The 16897-nt window shown below is 68.9% G+C and carries 11 protein-coding genes and 2 tRNA genes; 3 read left to right on the forward strand and 10 right to left on the reverse strand.

The annotated features are described in order from the left end of the window. Positions 1–63: 63 nt before the first annotated feature. From VZQ01_RS31510 to VZQ01_RS31520, 3 genes are all read right to left on the reverse strand, one after another. Positions 64–1410 carry an alpha/beta hydrolase family protein gene (locus VZQ01_RS31510; RefSeq protein WP_426745486.1) on the reverse strand — a complete coding sequence of 449 codons (1347 nt, stop codon included), beginning with the start codon at positions 1408–1410 and terminating at the stop codon, positions 64–66. Positions 1411–1646: 236 nt separating this feature from the next. Further along, on the reverse strand, positions 1647–2060 hold the full coding sequence (locus VZQ01_RS31515) for an SDR family oxidoreductase (RefSeq protein ID WP_426745487.1): 414 nt from the start codon (positions 2058–2060) through the stop codon (positions 1647–1649). Between the two features lie 79 nt (positions 2061–2139). Beyond that, entirely contained in the window at positions 2140–3018 is an 879-nt protein-coding gene (locus tag VZQ01_RS31520; RefSeq protein WP_223745324.1) for an alpha/beta hydrolase family protein, read from the reverse strand. Positions 3019–3268: 250 nt separating this feature from the next. On the opposite strand from VZQ01_RS31520, the gene VZQ01_RS31525 reads away from it, so the two are divergent. Further along, entirely contained in the window at positions 3269–4657 is a 1389-nt protein-coding gene (locus tag VZQ01_RS31525; RefSeq protein ID WP_426745488.1) for a hypothetical protein, read from the forward strand. Between the two features lie 172 nt (positions 4658–4829). Continuing rightward, entirely contained in the window at positions 4830–5060 is a 231-nt protein-coding gene (locus tag VZQ01_RS31530) for a hypothetical protein (RefSeq protein WP_141322921.1), read from the forward strand. 216 nt (positions 5061–5276) lie between these two features. On the opposite strand, the gene VZQ01_RS31535 is transcribed toward VZQ01_RS31530, so the two are convergent. The 7 genes from VZQ01_RS31535 to VZQ01_RS31565 all read right to left on the reverse strand — a co-directional run bounded on the left by VZQ01_RS31535 (position 5277) and on the right by VZQ01_RS31565 (position 14212). After that, positions 5277–5828 (reverse strand): cell wall protein, encoded by a 552-nt coding sequence (locus VZQ01_RS31535; protein WP_426745489.1) that lies wholly within the window; start codon positions 5826–5828, stop codon positions 5277–5279. Between the two features lie 682 nt (positions 5829–6510). Beyond that, a tRNA-Asp gene (locus VZQ01_RS31540) sits at positions 6511–6587 on the reverse strand. 7 nt (positions 6588–6594) lie between these two features. Further along, positions 6595–6666: transfer RNA gene (locus VZQ01_RS31545), tRNA-Val, on the reverse strand. A 141-nt stretch (positions 6667–6807) separates the two neighbouring features. Beyond that, positions 6808–10098 carry an IPT/TIG domain-containing protein gene (locus VZQ01_RS31550; RefSeq protein WP_426745490.1) on the reverse strand — a complete coding sequence of 1097 codons (3291 nt, stop codon included), beginning with the start codon at positions 10096–10098 and terminating at the stop codon, positions 6808–6810. 6 nt (positions 10099–10104) lie between these two features. Next, complete coding sequence (locus tag VZQ01_RS31555; protein ID WP_141322919.1) at positions 10105–10953, reverse strand: sugar ABC transporter permease; 849 nt, start codon at positions 10951–10953, stop codon at positions 10105–10107. Continuing rightward, entirely contained in the window at positions 10953–13127 is a 2175-nt protein-coding gene (locus VZQ01_RS31560) for an extracellular solute-binding protein (RefSeq protein WP_426745491.1), read from the reverse strand. Before VZQ01_RS31560 ends, VZQ01_RS31555 begins: the two co-directional genes overlap by 1 nt. Then, on the reverse strand, positions 13124–14212 hold the full coding sequence (locus VZQ01_RS31565; RefSeq protein WP_223745330.1) for an ABC transporter ATP-binding protein: 1089 nt from the start codon (positions 14210–14212) through the stop codon (positions 13124–13126). Before VZQ01_RS31565 ends, VZQ01_RS31560 begins: the two co-directional genes overlap by 4 nt. Positions 14213–14480: 268 nt before the next feature. Between VZQ01_RS31565 and VZQ01_RS31570 the strand changes: the two genes are divergently transcribed. Beyond that, entirely contained in the window at positions 14481–16889 is a 2409-nt protein-coding gene (locus tag VZQ01_RS31570) for a glycogen debranching protein (protein WP_223745331.1), read from the forward strand. The last annotated feature ends 8 nt before the right edge of the window (positions 16890–16897 follow it).

A 16897-nucleotide genomic window follows, 5' to 3' on the forward strand; every position in this document is an offset into this window, starting at 1 on the left:
CGCCGTGGCTGTCCATGACGTCGGGCCAGGTTCGCTCCTGGCCCGACGTCGTCGTTCCAGGGCTCAGATGTATTCGTCGAACCAGTCGAACATGCGGTGATTGGCGACGGCCTGCGCGGCCTCCTGGCAGTGCAACAGGCCGGTGTCCTCCTCGGTGAAGAGCAGGTAGTCCTTGGGGCAGGTCAGCGCGTCGAAGAGCAGCTTCCCCTGGCCGCCGGAGTACGCCTCCGCGGTGCCGTCCATGACGAGCGTGCGGCAGCGGATGCGCTCGACGACGGGCCGGTTGGTGAAGGTCCTCAGCTTGAACATCAGGTCCGAGGGGGAGCTGGCGCCGTGCTTGTGCATGGCGTCGCGCATGTACCAGCGGTACAGGAACACCTGGGTCATGAGCTGGTACATGGCCGCGTCGAAGGCGGCCGGGTCCGTGTCGAGCAGCGCCATCAGCTCCGGGAAGTAGCCGTTGAAGTTGTCGAACTGCGACTGGCCCCAGTCGAGCACGCCCGGGTTGGGGATGAGCAGCTTGATGCGCCGCTCGAAGGCGGCCGCGCGCGGCACCAGGGCGCCGCCCATGCTCCAGCCGAGCAGGGCAATCCTGCGGGAGTCCACCCCGGAGATTCGCACCGCGAAGTCCACCACGGGCGTGATGACCTTCTCCCAGTCCGGGCGGAACGGCAGGTTCTGCTCGCGGATGGCCATGCCCTGGCCGGGGGCGTGGACGAGCAGGCAGTGGTAGCCACGCTCCAGCGCGGCGTCCACCACATACTTGGACTCCTCCGGCCAGGCGTCGCGGCCCTGCTGGAAGATGAGGAGCGGCGCGGGTCCCCGCGTGCCCCGCGCCCGGAAGAGGTAGCCGGGCAGGGTGGTGTTCTCGTAGGGGATGCGCACGGGGGTGCCCGGCATCTTCAGCAGGACGAGCGCCTTGTTGTACGCGTCCACCGCGCGGCGCCCCGTCTGCAGCACGCTCGGGTGGCTGGGCTCGGGGTGGTGGATGAGCGCGGCGCGGTAGTAGTTGGCCGCGCGCAGGTAGGCGTGGCCGGCGCTCGTCTTGTGGTGACGGGCAAGGCTCGCCTCGGCCATGCCGCGCAGGCGGTCCGCGGTGCTCACCCACTCGGTGGGCCAGCTCCAGTCATCGCTCACGTCGATGCGCGTCGCGGTGTCCAGCACCTCGCCGATGTCCGCCTGGGCGCTGTAGGTCGCGGCCAGGAAGTGCAGCAGCTGGTTCTGCATGACGGGGTCGTCTTCCAGCAACCCCAGCTCGTACCAGGGCCGCTGGGGCTCCTCGGCCGGGGGCGTCGTGCCCGGCGTGGAGGCCGGCGCCGCCAGGGCGGAAGGCGCGCGCAGCAGCGCGAGCCCGCCGGTGAGCCCCAGGCCCACGTGCAGCAGGGAACGTCGATTCAGGGTGAAACCCATGGTGTGCAATCTCCTGTGAGGGATTGCAGGCTCGAACACCGTGGCCCTTTATTTCTGTCATCGCCCGGTGGAAATCACAGACATGATTCCCGCGCGGAGAGGTGAAGACAGACGGAGGGCGAGGCGCGGGCGGCGCGAGGTGACACGTCGGCGTCGACAGGGCCCGGGCGCGCGGCTCTCGAGCACGGGAGGCTAGGGCATGGCTCGCCCGTGCCTCCCGGAGGGTGTGGGTTCAATCAGCTGATTGAATCGTGCGATTGGAGGTGCCGGTTGTCAAGGTCCGCCGGCGGGCGCACCAGGGTCCACTCCACGCCCGCGCCGCGCACCAGCCGCTCGGCGGCCATCAGGCGCTCGTCCCCCATGACTTCGATGGCCTGGCTCGACAGGAGCACGATGCGGCGCACGCTCCGGGACACGGCGAGCGACACGAACTCCGCGGGGATGGGCTGCTCATGGGGCGCCATGAGGTACAGGCGCGAGGACGCGCCGAGCGCGGCCTCCCAGGTGCTCGAATCCGTCCAATCGAAGCGGATGTCGGAGTGCCGGGAGGCGGCCCTCACGGTGTGGCCCTGGCCGCGCAGCAGCCGGGTGACTCGTCGTCCGGTGGTGCCGCTCGCGCCCAGGATGAGGATGCTCGGGGAGGAGGTCATGGCGTGAGGCATACACAGCCGCGCCTCGCCTCGGGACGCGCGAGGCGGGCGCGGATGGATTACTCAACAGAGCGCACGCTCAGGGCGTGGTGAACTGGGTCAACCAGTTCAGGTTGGGACGCAGGGACCAGGGCTGGCTGCCCGAGCGCCAGGTGGAGTCGAGCAGGAGCCCCACGCAGCTGCCCGTGCGCATGTAGCAGTGGTCGGCGTTGAGGTCGCCCACCTGGCTGTCCTTGATGATGTACCAGCCGCTGCCGTTGCTCTGCAGGCAGGACGTGGCCAGCGGGCAGGAGTAGCCCGTCGTGTCCGTGTTCTGCGCGCGCACCTGGGCCTCCGTCGGGCCGACGAAGACGTCCTGCTCGCCGTTGATGATGCGCAGGCGGCTGCTGGGCAGTGCGCGGTTGCCATTGGCGACGCAGGAGGACAGGTTGTAGATGGAGTACTGGACGCCGGCGCCCAGGCCATACGCGGCCTGCACGCGCGAGTCGTGGTTCTTGGCGAGGATGGCCATGACGGAGCCCTGGCTGAAGCCCGCCACCACGATTCCCTTCGAGCAGTCCGCCTTGGCGCGCGAGCACAGCGTGCCCACCGCGCTGGTGGACCGGCTGCCGTCGAAGATGCAGCGCGAGCGGGCCGTCAGCGTGGAGCACGAGCCGAACGTGGCGTTGTCGTACTCGACGGTGGCCGCGACATAGCCGCGCTGCGCCATCTCCTCCACCGCCGCCAGCGCCGAGGAGTGGTCATAGTTCTCCGTGGTGCCCACCGTGTAGATGAACACAGGGTACTTGCCCGAGGCCGCGGGCTCCTGGCCGCGCAGGTTGTACGTGGAGCCACACAGCGACGTGCCACCACCCCGGTATGTCGCCGAGAAACTGCTCAACGTCTGTGCCCCCGCGGCGGAGGACCAGGCCAGGGCCAGCAGCAATCCAAGACGGAAGCTCAGCTCGCTCTTCTTCATGACTTCTCCTCGTGGTTGTCGACAGTCATGGGAGCGCCGCGCAAGCCAGGCGCGGGCGTCCCATCCGGAATCAAAGCGGCGCATCCGGAGTCGTGTCTATCTTATTTTTCTATCTGTTCAGTTATTTCATGATTTGTTCCGCTTCGCGAAACATGGCTGGGATTGTTTCGCGAAGCGAAAGCGCGCGAGCGCGGTGGATTCCGCACCGCGAAAGGACAAGGCCTGTCGCGCGTGATAGAGGCGGCGCGCCATGTCTCCTTCGCTCTTGCTGCTGTCCCTGTTGTCGACCGTGCCCCAGGTGTCCGAGTCAACCCCGGAGGCGTCCTCGTGGCAGGCCCGTCTGTCCTTCCTGGCGAGTGACCCGAACGTGGACCGTTCGGGCTCCACGACCAGCTGGAACGCGGCGCTGGATGCGCGCTCGCCCGAGCTGACGGCGGGGCTGCGCGCGGAGGCGGAGCTGTCGTTCTTCGTGAACGCCAACAGCGCGCAGGGCGTGAGCTTCGCGGACAATGGGAGCAACTTCCGGCTGCGCTACCGTCCCGCCGCCTGGGCCGCTGACGAGAGCCTGGCGCTGAGTGTCTTTCCGCTGAGCTCCACGCGGGTGTACCTGGGCTCCGTCTACCCGGTGACGTGGGGGCGGGACGTCTTTCCCTCCGGTGACAGCAGCAGCGAGCCCGCGGTGGAGCTGCGGCTCGTGCGTCAGCGCTGGGCGGCCTTCGTGGCGCTCAAGTCCGCGGAGTTGACGACGTGGGAGCTGGAGCGGGCGCGGCACTACGCGGTGCTCGCGGGCGGACAGGTCGAGCTCGCGCCCGGGCTGCGGGTGGAGCTGGAGGGGATGTACGTCGACCGGGGGGACAGTCCCGGGCTGGCCACCATGGGGCGTGAGCTGTCGGTCATCCTGCGAGGTGGCTCCGCTCGGGTGTTCTGGAGCCGGGGCGAGCCCATCGGCGACAACGTGGACCTGTCGCTCTTCCGGGGGGACCCCACCTTCTTCGAGCGGTTCTTCACGCCCTCGGCGTCCTCGACGGGGGTCTCCGCGTCGCTCTCGCTCGAGGGCAGCCTGATCTCCCAGGACCTGGAGGACCCGGCCGGAGGCTTCGGCAAGCTCGCCGAGACGTCCCAGGCGGCGGCCCTGGACGGGCGGCTGCGGCTGGGAGCGTGGCGTGTCCATGCCCTTGCCTGGTTCCGGACGGCGAGCTTCCTCCAACTGGATGGGCCGGGCTTGCCTCCGTTCATGGCCTTCGCGCACGAGGCGGACCCTCGCGCCGAGGTCTCCGGCTCGTTGGGCGTGGACTACCATCTGGCGGACTGGGGCCTGACGCCAGGCCTGCTGGCGCGTGTCACCTTGCCGGCGGCGTTCCGCTCCTCGTGGGGGACTGTCCCGGACAGGCTCCTCGTCCTCCAGGGGCGCAACCAGCTCTCCCTGCTGCCCGCCGACGGGGACCGCGGCACCATCTTCACCCTGAAGGCCACGGCGAGATGGGACCTGGGACGCGTGGCTGGTGTCGTGGGCGAAATCTCCTATATGAATGACCCCAACCAGACGGAGTTCCGAGACGACGTGACGGGGGTGGCGCAGCCCGTCTTCATCAAGGCGAGCGCGTGGGGTGCCACGGTGATGCTCCAGGCCCGCTTCTGACAGGCTTGCGAGCCAGGCGCGGTGCGCACGAATGGCCGATGCACTGTGTTCTCTGAAAACGAGACACAAGAAATGGTTTCGTGGCGCAAGGAGTGGTCAGCCTTCACCCAGGTTCGCTGGCGCTCCGCGCCGTCGACATGTTCCAATGCGAAGCATGCGAAGACTCATTTGCATGCTGTGGGCGGTCCCGCTGCTGGTGCTGGCGGGATGTGGCAGTGACTCGGACTCGTGCGACGACAACACGTCGCCGGAGACCTACAAGGACGCCAGGCGGGTGACGTGTTCTGGCACGGCGGACGCGGACGTCGCCTGTTGTGGCTACCTGGGTGGCGCGTGCAACTACACGCTGTGCCGCAAGAGCGTGTGCGGGGAGTGGATCGAAGAGTCCTTCTCCTGTCCCTGAGCCTGGAGCTGGGTTGATGCTCGTTTCCGGGGCCGGGCCCCCGGGGATGGGCGGTCGATCGTGTCTGTCTTGGCTGTGGTTGGGAAGTCGCCGTGGGTGTCCCCCGGGACTGTGCCCGGTGGTGTGAGGCCCCGCGCTTCCTTCGGAGCGTCTCGACTCGCGAAGCGAGGGACGCATTCCTCCGGGTGAGCACGGGGCCTTCGTGCGTCCGTGCGACTAATTGCGACGCTTGTTCGCCAGGAACTCCTCGGCCCAGCGCTTCACCGTGTCCGCCGCGTCGCCGTCAGACGCGCGCAGGGCCGCGGCCAGCGTGGCAGGATTGGTGGAGTCGTCGCCCTGGGCGGCCGTCTGGCCCTTCTTGCGAACCCAGACGCGCGGGCCCGCGGGAGCGGCGGGAGCGGCCGCGGGCGTGGGCTTCTCCTCACGCGACTCCGAGCGACGGCGGCGCGACAGGATGACATCCGGCAGCGAGTGCGGCGCGGCATGCTCCACCCAGGCGGAGTGCAGCCGGCCCGTCGCGATCATCTGGCGACGCTTCTGGTAGTGCGCGGAGCAGTAGCCGAGCGTACGGACTGGCTGGCGACAGCCGATGACGGCGCAGGCGACGGGCTGCTCGACGACGGCCTCGACCTTGGGAGGAGGCTGGGGCGCGACAGGGGTCTTGGGGGCCGCGCGCGGCGTGGTGATGGGTTGCCCGCTCATGCGCTCGGACAGGCGGCGCAGCGAGGCCACCAGCGAGGCGAACGACTCCTGCACGGCGCCCTGCACGATGGACTGGAAGGCCTCATCCAGGGACGGCGTCGCCGAGGGAGCGCCGCGCGCGGGCTGAGAGCGGGTGTTTCGGGGGGAGGGGGAAACGCGACGGGCTCTAGGCATGTCGTGGCTGGCGTAGCACGGCTCAGGTGGTTCGACTATACGTGAATGTTCTCCGCTCACTGGCGGGCACTCCGGGCGAGCCGTCGAGCTGACTTCACGCTGCTCGAGCGTGCTGAGCACTGCAGTCGAAGCGCCGTCACGGTACACGCGGGTATCGATGTAACGCGGACGCTCGCGTTTCAATGCCTATGCAGTGGCGACGTCGCTGTCCCGATTGACGGCGAACACCGAGGCCACGGCCACTGTCGGCGGCTGCGCGCATGACTCGTCCCGTGGCTGCATGGGCAGTCGCCGTGGTGGCGGGCAGCCTGCGGGCCTTCGTTCGAACGTGGGGGGCGTGATGCGCCTGGTGCTGGGATGGGTCGTCGTGAGCGTGCTGCTCGTCGCCGGAGTCGACCGGCTCGCGAGCCATCGTGGAGCCGCTGGCGGTTCGTCGTCGAGCTGCCCCACCACCGCGCCCGTGCTGCCCGGGCGTCAGGGATCCATCGACGTGGATGGAGCGGAGTGCGTCGCGATGTCGGGAGCCCAAAAAGGTGAAGGCCCCCAAGCCACTAGGACTTGGGGGCCTTCTTTTTGGCGAGGAGTACGGGACTTGAACCCGTGGCCTCCGGCGTGACAGGCCGGCGTTCTAACCAACTGAACTAACTCCCCACAACTATGGGCGGAACAGGGATTGAACCTGTGACCCTCGCCTTGTAAGGGCGACGCTCTGCCGCTGAGCTATCCGCCCGAGGGCGTGTTCCGCGTTGCGACGGGGGGGCTTTTATAAAGGGCTCCCTCCACTGTCAAGCATACGTTTCGAAGGCCCTGATCATTCCGTCACCGACCGCGCGGAGCGTGAAATCGCCCGTGCGGTCGGTGAGTCATCCGCCTAGGGAGCGCTCACGACGCCCACGTCCGCGGCCTGGAAGCCGTTGCCGCTGCCATCCCGGTCATTCCGGTCGCCGAAGCAGTAGGAACCGCCGTTGAGGGCGTAGCGGTAGGCGTAGACGGTGCCGGCGGGGAGGTTGCCCGGCAGCTCAGCGGAGAACTGGTCGTTGTTGCCGCCGCCCTCCTCGCTGAGGAACGGGGCGGCAATCCAGGTCCAGCCCCCCACGCCCGGGTCCTGCTGGGCATCGCCGTAGCCCAGGTGCGCCACCAGGCCGACGCCCGCGCCGCTCTCGGTCGTGACGCCGGCCTTGTAGACCTGCCCATAGATGGTCGTGGGGTTGGGGCCCACGGTCACCGAGAAGGGCCACTGGAGGTTGCAGTACTCGATGTCCTGGTGGTTGCCGACGGTGAGGGCGTGCTGCTGACCCGGGGTGTACCCGCCCACGTCGCTGCCGTCCTTGTCGCAGTACGTCCACGCCGTACCGTCCGTGGAGTAGCGCAGGCTGACCGCACGGCTGCCCGTGTAGGCCGGGTGGATGCTGGTGGAGAACTCGTCGGTATCCGCCTCACCCTCGGCCTCGCGGGCGTACGCCGCGGCCTTCCAGGAGAAGGCCGCGGGAGTCGCGGAGGCGTCCACGTCCGCGTTGCCCAGGCCCACCTGCACCTGGAGCCCAGCGCCCGCACCCGCGCCGTTGGTGACGCCCGCCAGGCGCACCCGGCCCGTCACGGTGACGGCCGCGCCGCTGCCCACCGTCGTCCCGCTCACGCTCTGCAGCCGGCAGAAGTCCGCCGCCGCCGGCGCCTGCACCGTCAGCGTGCCGGCCTGCTCGAGCGAGAAGCCGTTGCCCAGCCCGTCCGCGTCGCAGTAGCGGTACGCGCCGCCATTCACATTGAAGCGGATGGCGAACTTGTAGCGGCCCACCGTGCCCGGGTTGGGCAGCGCGGCCTTCCACTCGTCGTTGTTTCCGTTCCCGGACTCACGGTTGAAGCTCGTCCCCGTGGTGGTCCACTGCCAGCTCGCCGCCGTCGGCTCGTCCGTCTCCGGGCCGTAGCCGACCTCGCCCTGGATGCCCGCGCCGCCGCCCGTGCCCGGAGTGACGCCCTCCATGTAGACCTGGGCGTAGATGTCGATGGGCGCCTGGCCCACCTGGTACACCTCGTTGGGGGGAGGCTCGTTGGACTCGCCGCCCAGCTTGCACCAGCCCACGGAGATGTCCTGCGCCGCGCTCACGGTGAGCGTGCCCGTCTTCTCCGGGTCGAAGCCCGTGGCCCCGCCGCTGTTGCCGTCCGAGTCGCACAGCAGGTACGCGCCGTCGTTCACCTTGAAGCGGTAGGCGAAGCGATAGCTGCCCTCGGCGCCCGGGTTGGGCAGCGTGGTCTCGAACTGGTCGTTGTTGCCGGACTCGTCCTTGTAGGCGGCCGTCGTCGTCCAGTTCCACTGCGCGGACGTGGCCGGGTTCTCACCGGCGGGGCCCCAGCCCAGCTGCCCCACGATTCCCGCGCCGGCGCCCGCGCCCTGCGTCACGCCCTGCACGAACACCTGCGCCAGCACCTTGCGGGTGCCCGCGGCGCCCGACGCGTACGTCACCGTCTCCGGGGTCTGATTGTCCGCAGGGCCCAGCTTGCAGAAGCCGATGACCTTGGGCACCACCACCTCGCCGGTGACGGTGAGCTGGCCCAGCTTGTCCAGCTCGAACTCCTGGCCGCCGTCATCCACGCCGTTGCCGTCGCACACGCGCACCGGGCCGCCGTTGCCGCTGAAGCGCACCGCGTAGCGGTACTCGCCGTTGGTGCCCGGGTTGGGCAGCGTGGCCTTCCACTCGTCGTTGACCTGGAAGTTGTCCTTGTTGAACGCGAGTGCCGTGGACCAGTTCCACAGCTGCGAGGTGCGCGGGTCCTCGCCCGCCGGCCCCCAGCCGAGCTGACCGGACAGGCCCGGGCCCGCGCCCACCTTGTCCGTCACCCCTGCCATGTAGACCTGCGCGTAGACGGTCTTGAAGCCCGACGTCTGCGTGGTCTGGTAGTTGATGACCTCCGGGTCCTTCTGGTCCTCGCCAATCTTGCACCAGCCCACCGGCGGCTTCGGCGCCTCGGTGCCCACGGTGAGCGTGCCCAGCTTGGCCAGGCTGAACGTCAGCTCGCCCTCGGTGCTGTCGTTGACGCCGTCCGCGTCACAGACACGCCAGGCGTTCTCACTGATGCTGAAGCGGAAGGCGAGCTTGTACTGGCCCTCGGTGCCGGGGTTGGGCAGCTCCGCCTCCCACTCGTCGTTGTTGCCGTGCTCGGCCTTGTAGACGGCCGGAATCCACGTCCACGCCGCGGAGTCGCGCGGGTCGGTGTCCACCGGGCCGTAGCCCAGCTGCGCCACCAGCCCCGAGCCCGCGCCGGCGCCCTGGGTGATGCCCGCCGCGTACACCTGGCCCTGCACCTTGAGCAGCGTGGTGTCCGTGGGGCGGTAGAACAGCTCCGGGTTGGCGCGGTTCCCGTCCGGGCCCAGCTTGCAGTAGTCCACGCGCGGCCGGGAGATGAACACCCGGCGCAGCATGTTCTCCGCCACGCCGTTGGCCATGCCGTCGCCGTCCGCCATCACCCACGTGGTGCCGCCGTCGATGGAGAAGCGAATCGTGATGACCCACTCGCGGCTCTCCCCGCCGATGGCCGGCTGGAGCAGCACGTTGCCCTTGTAGATGTCCGCCTCGCCGCTGTCGGAGTCGCCCTCGTACGTGGCCTCCTCCCAGGTGTAGCTGTCCTGCTGGAGCAGCGCGGAGTCCGCGGGCGCGAAGCCCACCTGCGCGCGCACCCCGCCGCCCTGGCCCACGCCGCGCGTCAGGCCCGCCACGGTGATGGCGCCGCGCACCAGCACGCCCACCGGCTGGCCGCCGCTGACGGCCTCCGTGTTGCCGTTGATGACCTCCGCCTGGTCGATGTTCCTGCCCGGCGGACCCTCGTAGGTGAAGCCCTTCACCAGCACGCCGTAGGCGCCGTCGGGGTTCACCACCCGCACGTCCACCTGGGCGGTGGTCGCCGTGGGCGAGTAGCCATAGATGCGGAACGCGTTGACCACCACCACGCGCAGGGCTTCCTGCTCGCCGAGGTAGAGCTTCGCGCCGTCCTTGAAGCCGGACCCGTAGACATTGATGAGCGTGTTGCCCGCGATGGGACCGCCCGAGGGGGTGATTTCCCTCACGGTGGGCGCGGTCTGCTCGGAGGGCTGGTTGCCCTCCTTGTCATCACCACAGGCCACGGCGAGCAACGGCAACACGAGAAGAAGGGACCGCAGACAACGGGACATCGGCCATCACCCCTTGACGCCGCCGGCGGTCAACCCGCCGACGAGGTGCTTCTGGAGAGCGAAGAACAACGCCATGACCGGCGCGGACACCACGAGCGCGCAGGCGGCGAACTTGCCCCACTCCACCTTGTACTCGCCCACGTACCGCTGGAGGGCGACGGGCAGGGTGAAGCGGGTCGGGTCGTTTATCAGCGTGGCGGCGAGGACGAACTCGTTCCACGCCGTCATGAAGGAGAACAGCGCCGTCACGGCCAGCGCGGGCCGGGCCAGCGGCAGCACCACACGGAGGAACACCTGGAGGGGCGAGGCCCCGTCCATCACCGCCGCTTCCTCCAGCTCGCGCGGCAGCGTGTCGAAATAGCCCTTCAACATCCAGATGCAGAAGGGCAGGGCGGTGGTGGCGTACACCAGCACCAGCCCGGTGAGGCTGTCGAGCAGCCGCAGCTTCTGCAGGATGCTGTAGATGGGCACCAGCATCAGCGTCGCCGGGAACATCTGGGTGATGAGCAGCGCCTGCATGCCGCCCTCCTTCCCCGGGAAGCGGAAGCGCGACAGCGCGTACGCCGCTGTCACCGCCAGCGTCAGCCCCACCACCGTCGTCGCGCCGGACACGATGATGCTGGAGAGCACCTGCCGGCCGAACACCCACCGGCCCTGCACGTCGGTGCTCAGCAGCACCTCGCGGAAGTGGTCGAACGTCACCGCGTCCGGGAAGGGGTTGGCCGTGAGCGACAGGCCGTCCGACGGGGACAGCGCCATCTTCACCACCCAGAGGACCGGGTAGAGCGTCACCATGCACATCAGGCTCAGCCCGGCGTGGATGAAGGCCATCTTCAGGCCCGAGGGCTTCTTCATCACGCCGCCTCCTCGGTGCGCATCAGCCGCTTGGTGAAGACCGACCAGCCCAGGAGCACCACGAAGATGAGCACCGAGTACGCGGCGGCGAAGCCGTACTGCTCGTTGCGCTGGAAGGCCCAGCGGAACGCCTCGGAGACCAGGATGTCGGTGGCGCCGCCCGGCTCGCCTCCGGACACCAGGTAGATGATGTTGAACATGTTGAACGTCCACACGCTGCCCAGGATGACCGCGGGCAGCATGGCGGGCTTGAGCAGCGGCAGGGTGATGTGCCGGAACTGCGTCCAGCGGCTGGCCCCGTCCACCTCCGCGGCCTCGTAGAGCTCCGGGGGAATCGACTGCAGCGCGCCCAGCGCCACCACCATCATGAAGGGGAAGCCCAGCCACGTGTTGGTGGCCACGTTGGCCGCGAACGCGGTGGAGAAGCGCGTGAACCAGCTCACCGGCTCCAGCCCCAGCGCCACGAGCAGCCCGTTGATGGCCCCGAACTGCTGGTGGAACATGCCCTTCCACATCAGCGCGGTGATGTAGTTGGGCACCGCCCACGGGATGATGAGCAGCACCCGGTACACGCCGCGCAGCTTGAGCAGCGGGTCCTTGAGCAGGAGCGCCAGCCCCAGGCCGATGCTCACGTGCAGCACCACGTTCACCGCCGCCCACAGCAGCGTCACCACCAGCGTGAAGTAGAACGAGAGCGGCTCGGTGATGCTGTAGCCACGGCTGGCCAGGATGTCGACGAAGTTGGCCAGGCCCACGAAGGTGTACTGGCCCGCGTCGTGGTGGAACAGCGACAGGCCCAGGCCCACCGAGAACGGGATGAACACCAGCACCAGCAGGCCCACCGCCGCGGGCGCCACGTACCTCGCCGCGCGGGCCACGTCCGGGTAGCGCTGCCGGAAGGTCATCCCCGGCGCGGGCCGGCGCAGCACCCACGCGGTGCCACCCAGCGCCATGACCCCCGCGAGCCCCAGCCAGGGCACGGGGTTGGCCTCGGGGGGACGCTCGCGGTGCAGCGCGCGGTACCGGCGGTCCGCCAGCGCGCCCGCGTCCTCGGGCTGGGCGCCGCCCTGGAGCACCGCGCGCAGGGTGAGCTTCATCGGCTCCCACACCCGGGCCATCTCCAGCGTGTTGGGCATGGGCGTGGCGTTCACCGCCGCCTCGCGGAACGAGGAGATGAGCGTGTCGTCCTTCACCGCCTGGAGCTGGTATGCCTGCACGTCCGCCGGGATCTGCCGGCCCACCGTGGTGCGCACCCGAGACGCCTCGCCCAGCGACAGGAAGCGCGCCAGCTGGTGCGCCCGCGGCGCCTGCTCCGTGCGGGCCGAGACGAACGCGGCCTCCACGCCGAGGAAGGGACGCAGGGGCGTGCCCGTCTCGCTCACCGTGGGCAGCGCCACCACGCGGTAGGACACCGACGGGGCAATCTCCCCCGCGAACCAGGGGCCGCTGATGATCATCGCCGCGCGGCCGTCGTTGAAGAGCGTCTTCACCAGCGCCCCGCTCACCTCCTGGGGCATCAGCTTCTCGTCCTGGAGCTTCTTCACGAACGCCAGCGAGCGCGCCATGCCCGGCGTGTCGAAGCTCGCCTTGCCCGTGTCGTCGAAGAGCTTGCCGTCGAAGCCGAAGAGGAAGGGCGCGTGGAAGTAGAAGTCCCCGCTCTCGTACGCCAGGCCGAAGCGCCCTTGCGCGGGGTTGGACAGCGTGGGCAACAGCGCCAGCAGCTCCGCCGTCGTCGCGGGCGGCCGGGGCACGAGCTTCGTGTTGACGTAGAGCGCCAGCGACTTGAGCGACATCGGATAGCCGAACACCTGGCCATCCACCTCCAGCGCCTCCACCGTGTTGGAGAAGTAGTCCTCGCGCTGGAAGGCGCCCGCCGTGGGCGCCACCAGGTTCTGCGAGTGGAAGTTGCGCAGCCGCTCGTGGTTGAAGATGAAGACGTCCGGGCCGGCGCCATGGGGGATGGCGTTGGTCAGCTTGGCCGCGTACGCGTCATAGGGCAGGGCGAGCAGGTCCACCCGCACGCCCGTCTGCTTCGTGAAGAGGTTCGTCGCCTCCAGCAGCGCCGTCTCTTCGCCGCCCCGGTACGCGTGCCACAGCTTGAGGGGCGCCGGGCCCTCCGCCGCGTGCGCGCACCAGGCCGCCGCGAGGAGCACCAGGGCGCAGAGTCTCCTCAAGACGCCACCTCCAGCGTCTCGCGCTGGGTGGGGTGGCGCAGGGCCTTGGCGCCGTCCTCGCTGAAGACATGCAGCGCGTCGGCGACGGGCGCGAGCGCCACCTTGTCTCCCACAGAGACGTGGGTGCCCTTGTCGAAGCGCGCGGCCACGTGCCCCGCCTCCGTCGTGACGAAGGCGTAACCGTCGAACCCCAGCCGCTCCACCGCGTCCACCGTCCCGGACAGGGGCCCCAGCGCCGCCACGCGCAGGTCCTGGGGCCGCAGGCCCACCAGCACCCGCTCACCGCCCTGGGGTAGATCCTGAGGACTCAGCAGGGTGAAGCCCTTGCCCACGAGGCTTCCGCCGTCGCGCCGGGCCTCCAGGAAGTTCATCGACGGCGAGCCCAGGAAGCCCGCCACGAACCGGTTGGCCGGGCGGTTGTAGAGCTCCAGCGGCGGCCCCACCTGCTGCAACACGCCGCCGTTGAAGACGGCCACCCGGGTGGCCAGCGTCATCGCCTCCACCTGGTCGTGCGTGACGTAGATCATCGTCGCGCCCAGCCGGCGGTGCAGCCGCGCCAGCTCCCCGCGCATCTGCACGCGCAGCGCCGTGTCCAGGTTGGACAGGGGCTCGTCGAAGAGGAACACCTGGGGCCGCCGGACGATGGCGCGTCCCATGGCCACGCGCTGACGTTGACCACCCGACAGGGCCTTGGGCTTGCGCTCCAGCAGGTGCCCCAATTCCAGCATCGAGGCGACCTCCGCCACCCGCGAGTCGATCTCCGCCTGGGGGAGCTTGCGCAGCGTCAGGCCGAAGGCCAGGTTCTCGCGCACCGTCATGTGCGGGTAGAGCGCGTACGACTGGAACACCATCGCCACGTCGCGGTCTCTCGGCGGCACGTCGTTGACCCGCTTGCCGCCGATGCTCACCTCGCCCGCGTCCACCTGCTCCAGCCCTGCGATGAGCCGCAGGAGCGTCGTCTTCCCGCAGCCGGACGGGCCCACCATGACCAGGAACTCGCCCTGTCCCACCTGAAGGTCCACGCCCTTCACGATGAGGTTGGAGCCAAACGACTTCTTGATGCCGTTCAGGGTGACTTCGGACAAGACGCTCTCGGAAAAATGGGGGGAGAACGGCCGCGCACATTACCCGGAGCCTCGCGCTTTCCCCAAACCTCCCCGGTTGGGCGCAGTGCGTTATTCTCGACGGAAGTCATCCGGAAGTTTCCGGTGTCCGTAGCAATGCCTGGAGGGGGACGGGGCGGGGATGGCCGCCTTGTCAGCCCTGGAAGTCGCTTGTTATGGAAGCCGGCACCTGGTTCGTCGAGGTCTACCCCACCGCATGAGCACTCCCCGCTGGTCCCTTCCGAGGGGCATGACCCTGGTCTCGCTGCTGTTCGCCCTCGGGTGCAGCGAGAGCGATTACGTCCGGCTGTATCACAGCGAGGCACGTGCCCCGAGCTACACGGTGGAGGACGTGGAGTCCCTGAAGCACATGGGCGCTACCTTCGTGGATCAGGGGGTCAACTTCGCCCTGTACTCGGAGAACGCGACGCGCATCGAGCTGCTCCTGTTCGACGACCCGGAGGTGAACTCGCCCTCGCGCACGTATCAGCTCACCCGTTACGGCGACGTGTGGAACGTCTACGTGGAGGGCGTGGGCCTGGGCCAGCACTACGGCTTCAGGGCCTGGGGTCCCAACTGGGAGTTCGATCCGCGCTGGTTCCCCGGCTCCATCCACGGCTTCCGCGCGGACGCGGACGTGTATGGTAACCGCTTCAACCCGAACAAGCTGCTCACGGACCCGTACTCGAAGGCGCTGCACCGCGACCACGACTGGAGCAAGGGCAGCACCGCCAGTGGCCCCGCGCGCAACGAGGTGACGTACGCGGCCTCCGCCAAGAGCGTGCTGGTGCAGAGCGGCTACCAGTGGGGCGAGCTGGAGCGGCAGTACCGCGCCAACCGCGAGGACGAGCAGTGGGCGGGCCACAAGTGGCAGGACCTCATCGTCTACGAGGTCCACGCCAAGGGCTTCACCGCGGACCCCGCCAGCGGCGTGCGCTTCCCGGGCACCTACCGGGGCATGGGCGAGAAGGCCGACTACTTCAAGGACCTGGGCATCACCGCCGTGGAGCTGCTCCCCATCCACGAGAAGCCGCTGGATGGCGGCTACTGGGGCTACCAGACCATCAACTTCTTCGCGCCGGAGGTCTCCTACGCCGCGCACAAGCTGCCCCACCAGGTCATCGACGAGTTCAAGTGGATGGTGGAGGAGCTGCACAAGCGCGACATCGAGGTCATCGTCGACGTCGTCTACAACCACACCGGCGAGGGCGGGCTGTGGCGCGAGAAGCTGGAGTCCGACGACGTGCTGCCCGGTGAGCCGCTGGACTCGCTGGACCCGGCGGAGGTCGCGGGCCTGTACTCGTTCCGCGGCATCGACAACCAGGCGTACTACGGGCTCAACGGCGACCGGCGCACGTACTGGAACAACACGGGCGTGGGAAACCAGACGCGGCCCAACCACCGCCCCATGCGCAAGCTCATCATCGACAGCCTGCGCTTCTACGTCGAAGAGCTGCACGTGGACGGCTTCCGCTTCGACCTGGCGCCCATCCTCGGCGAGAGAGACCAGGACTACAACCGCTGGGACGACCCGAAGAACACGGTGCTGCAGGAGATCATCGACGACCCGGTGCTCCAGAAGTACAACACCCGCATCATCGCGGAGCCGTGGAGCGCGGGCGGCTGGTACTGCATGCCGATGGGCGAGTTCCCCAACTCGCTCACCCAGCCGGGCAACGGCTGGTACGAGTGGAACGGCCGCTTCCGCGACTGGTGGCGCGCGTTCATCAACCGCGACGACTGGAAGCTCAACTCCAACGAGGGCTCGCTGTGCGGGCGCCCCGGCTCCGCGGACGGCGCGTTCCTGATGTACGGCAGCAAGGAGTGGTACGTGCGCAACGGGCGCCGGCCGTACCACTCGATGAACTTCATCACCGTGCACGACGGCTTCACGCTCTACGACCTGTTCGCCTACGAGGTGAAGCAGAACAAGTGCGGCCCGCTGAACCCGGTGTGCTGCGACACGCCCAACAGCCCCTTCTGCGACAAGGTCAGCGGCGAGGACCACAACCGCTCTCGCAACTGGGGCCCCATCGGCGACGCGCGCGCGGAGAGCATGCGCCGGCAGATGATGCGCAACGCCTTCATGGCGATGATGGTCAGCCACGGCACGCCGATGATTCTCGGCGGCGACGAGTGGATGCGCACGCAGCTGGGCAACAACAACGCCTACTCCACGCGCGCGGACAACCCCTTCAACTGGTACCAGTGGGGCGCGTACCTCGCGCGCGACGAGCGCCACCGGATGTACGAGTTCGTCAAGGCCGCCATCCGCCTGCGCAAGGAGCACGCCTACGCCTTCGCGCCGCCCGACTACGAGAAGGGCTCGCCGCTGGTGTGGAAGAGCGCACAGAACAGCGAGGAGGTGGGCTGGGACACCAAGCAGCTGATGATGCACTACCCGGACACGACGCACGGCCCGGAGCTGGTGGTGCTCATCAACATGGAGCCGCGCGCGGTGGAGTTCACCCTGCCGCCCGGGCGTCAGTGGAAGCGGCTCATCGACACGCAGGCGTACTTCGACAGCCCCGAGTACCTGTCCGCCACGGGCCTGGACCCGAGGGCCACGGGCAACTCGTGGCTGGACGCGCCGTCCCCGGTGACGGGGGCGACCTACGGGGTGCCGGAGCGGACCATCGTCGTCCTGCGCGCGGAGTAGGGGCAGGC

This window comes from Myxococcus faecalis (assembly GCF_050039385.1).
In the GTDB taxonomy this organism is placed as follows: domain Bacteria; phylum Myxococcota; class Myxococcia; order Myxococcales; family Myxococcaceae; genus Myxococcus; species Myxococcus fulvus.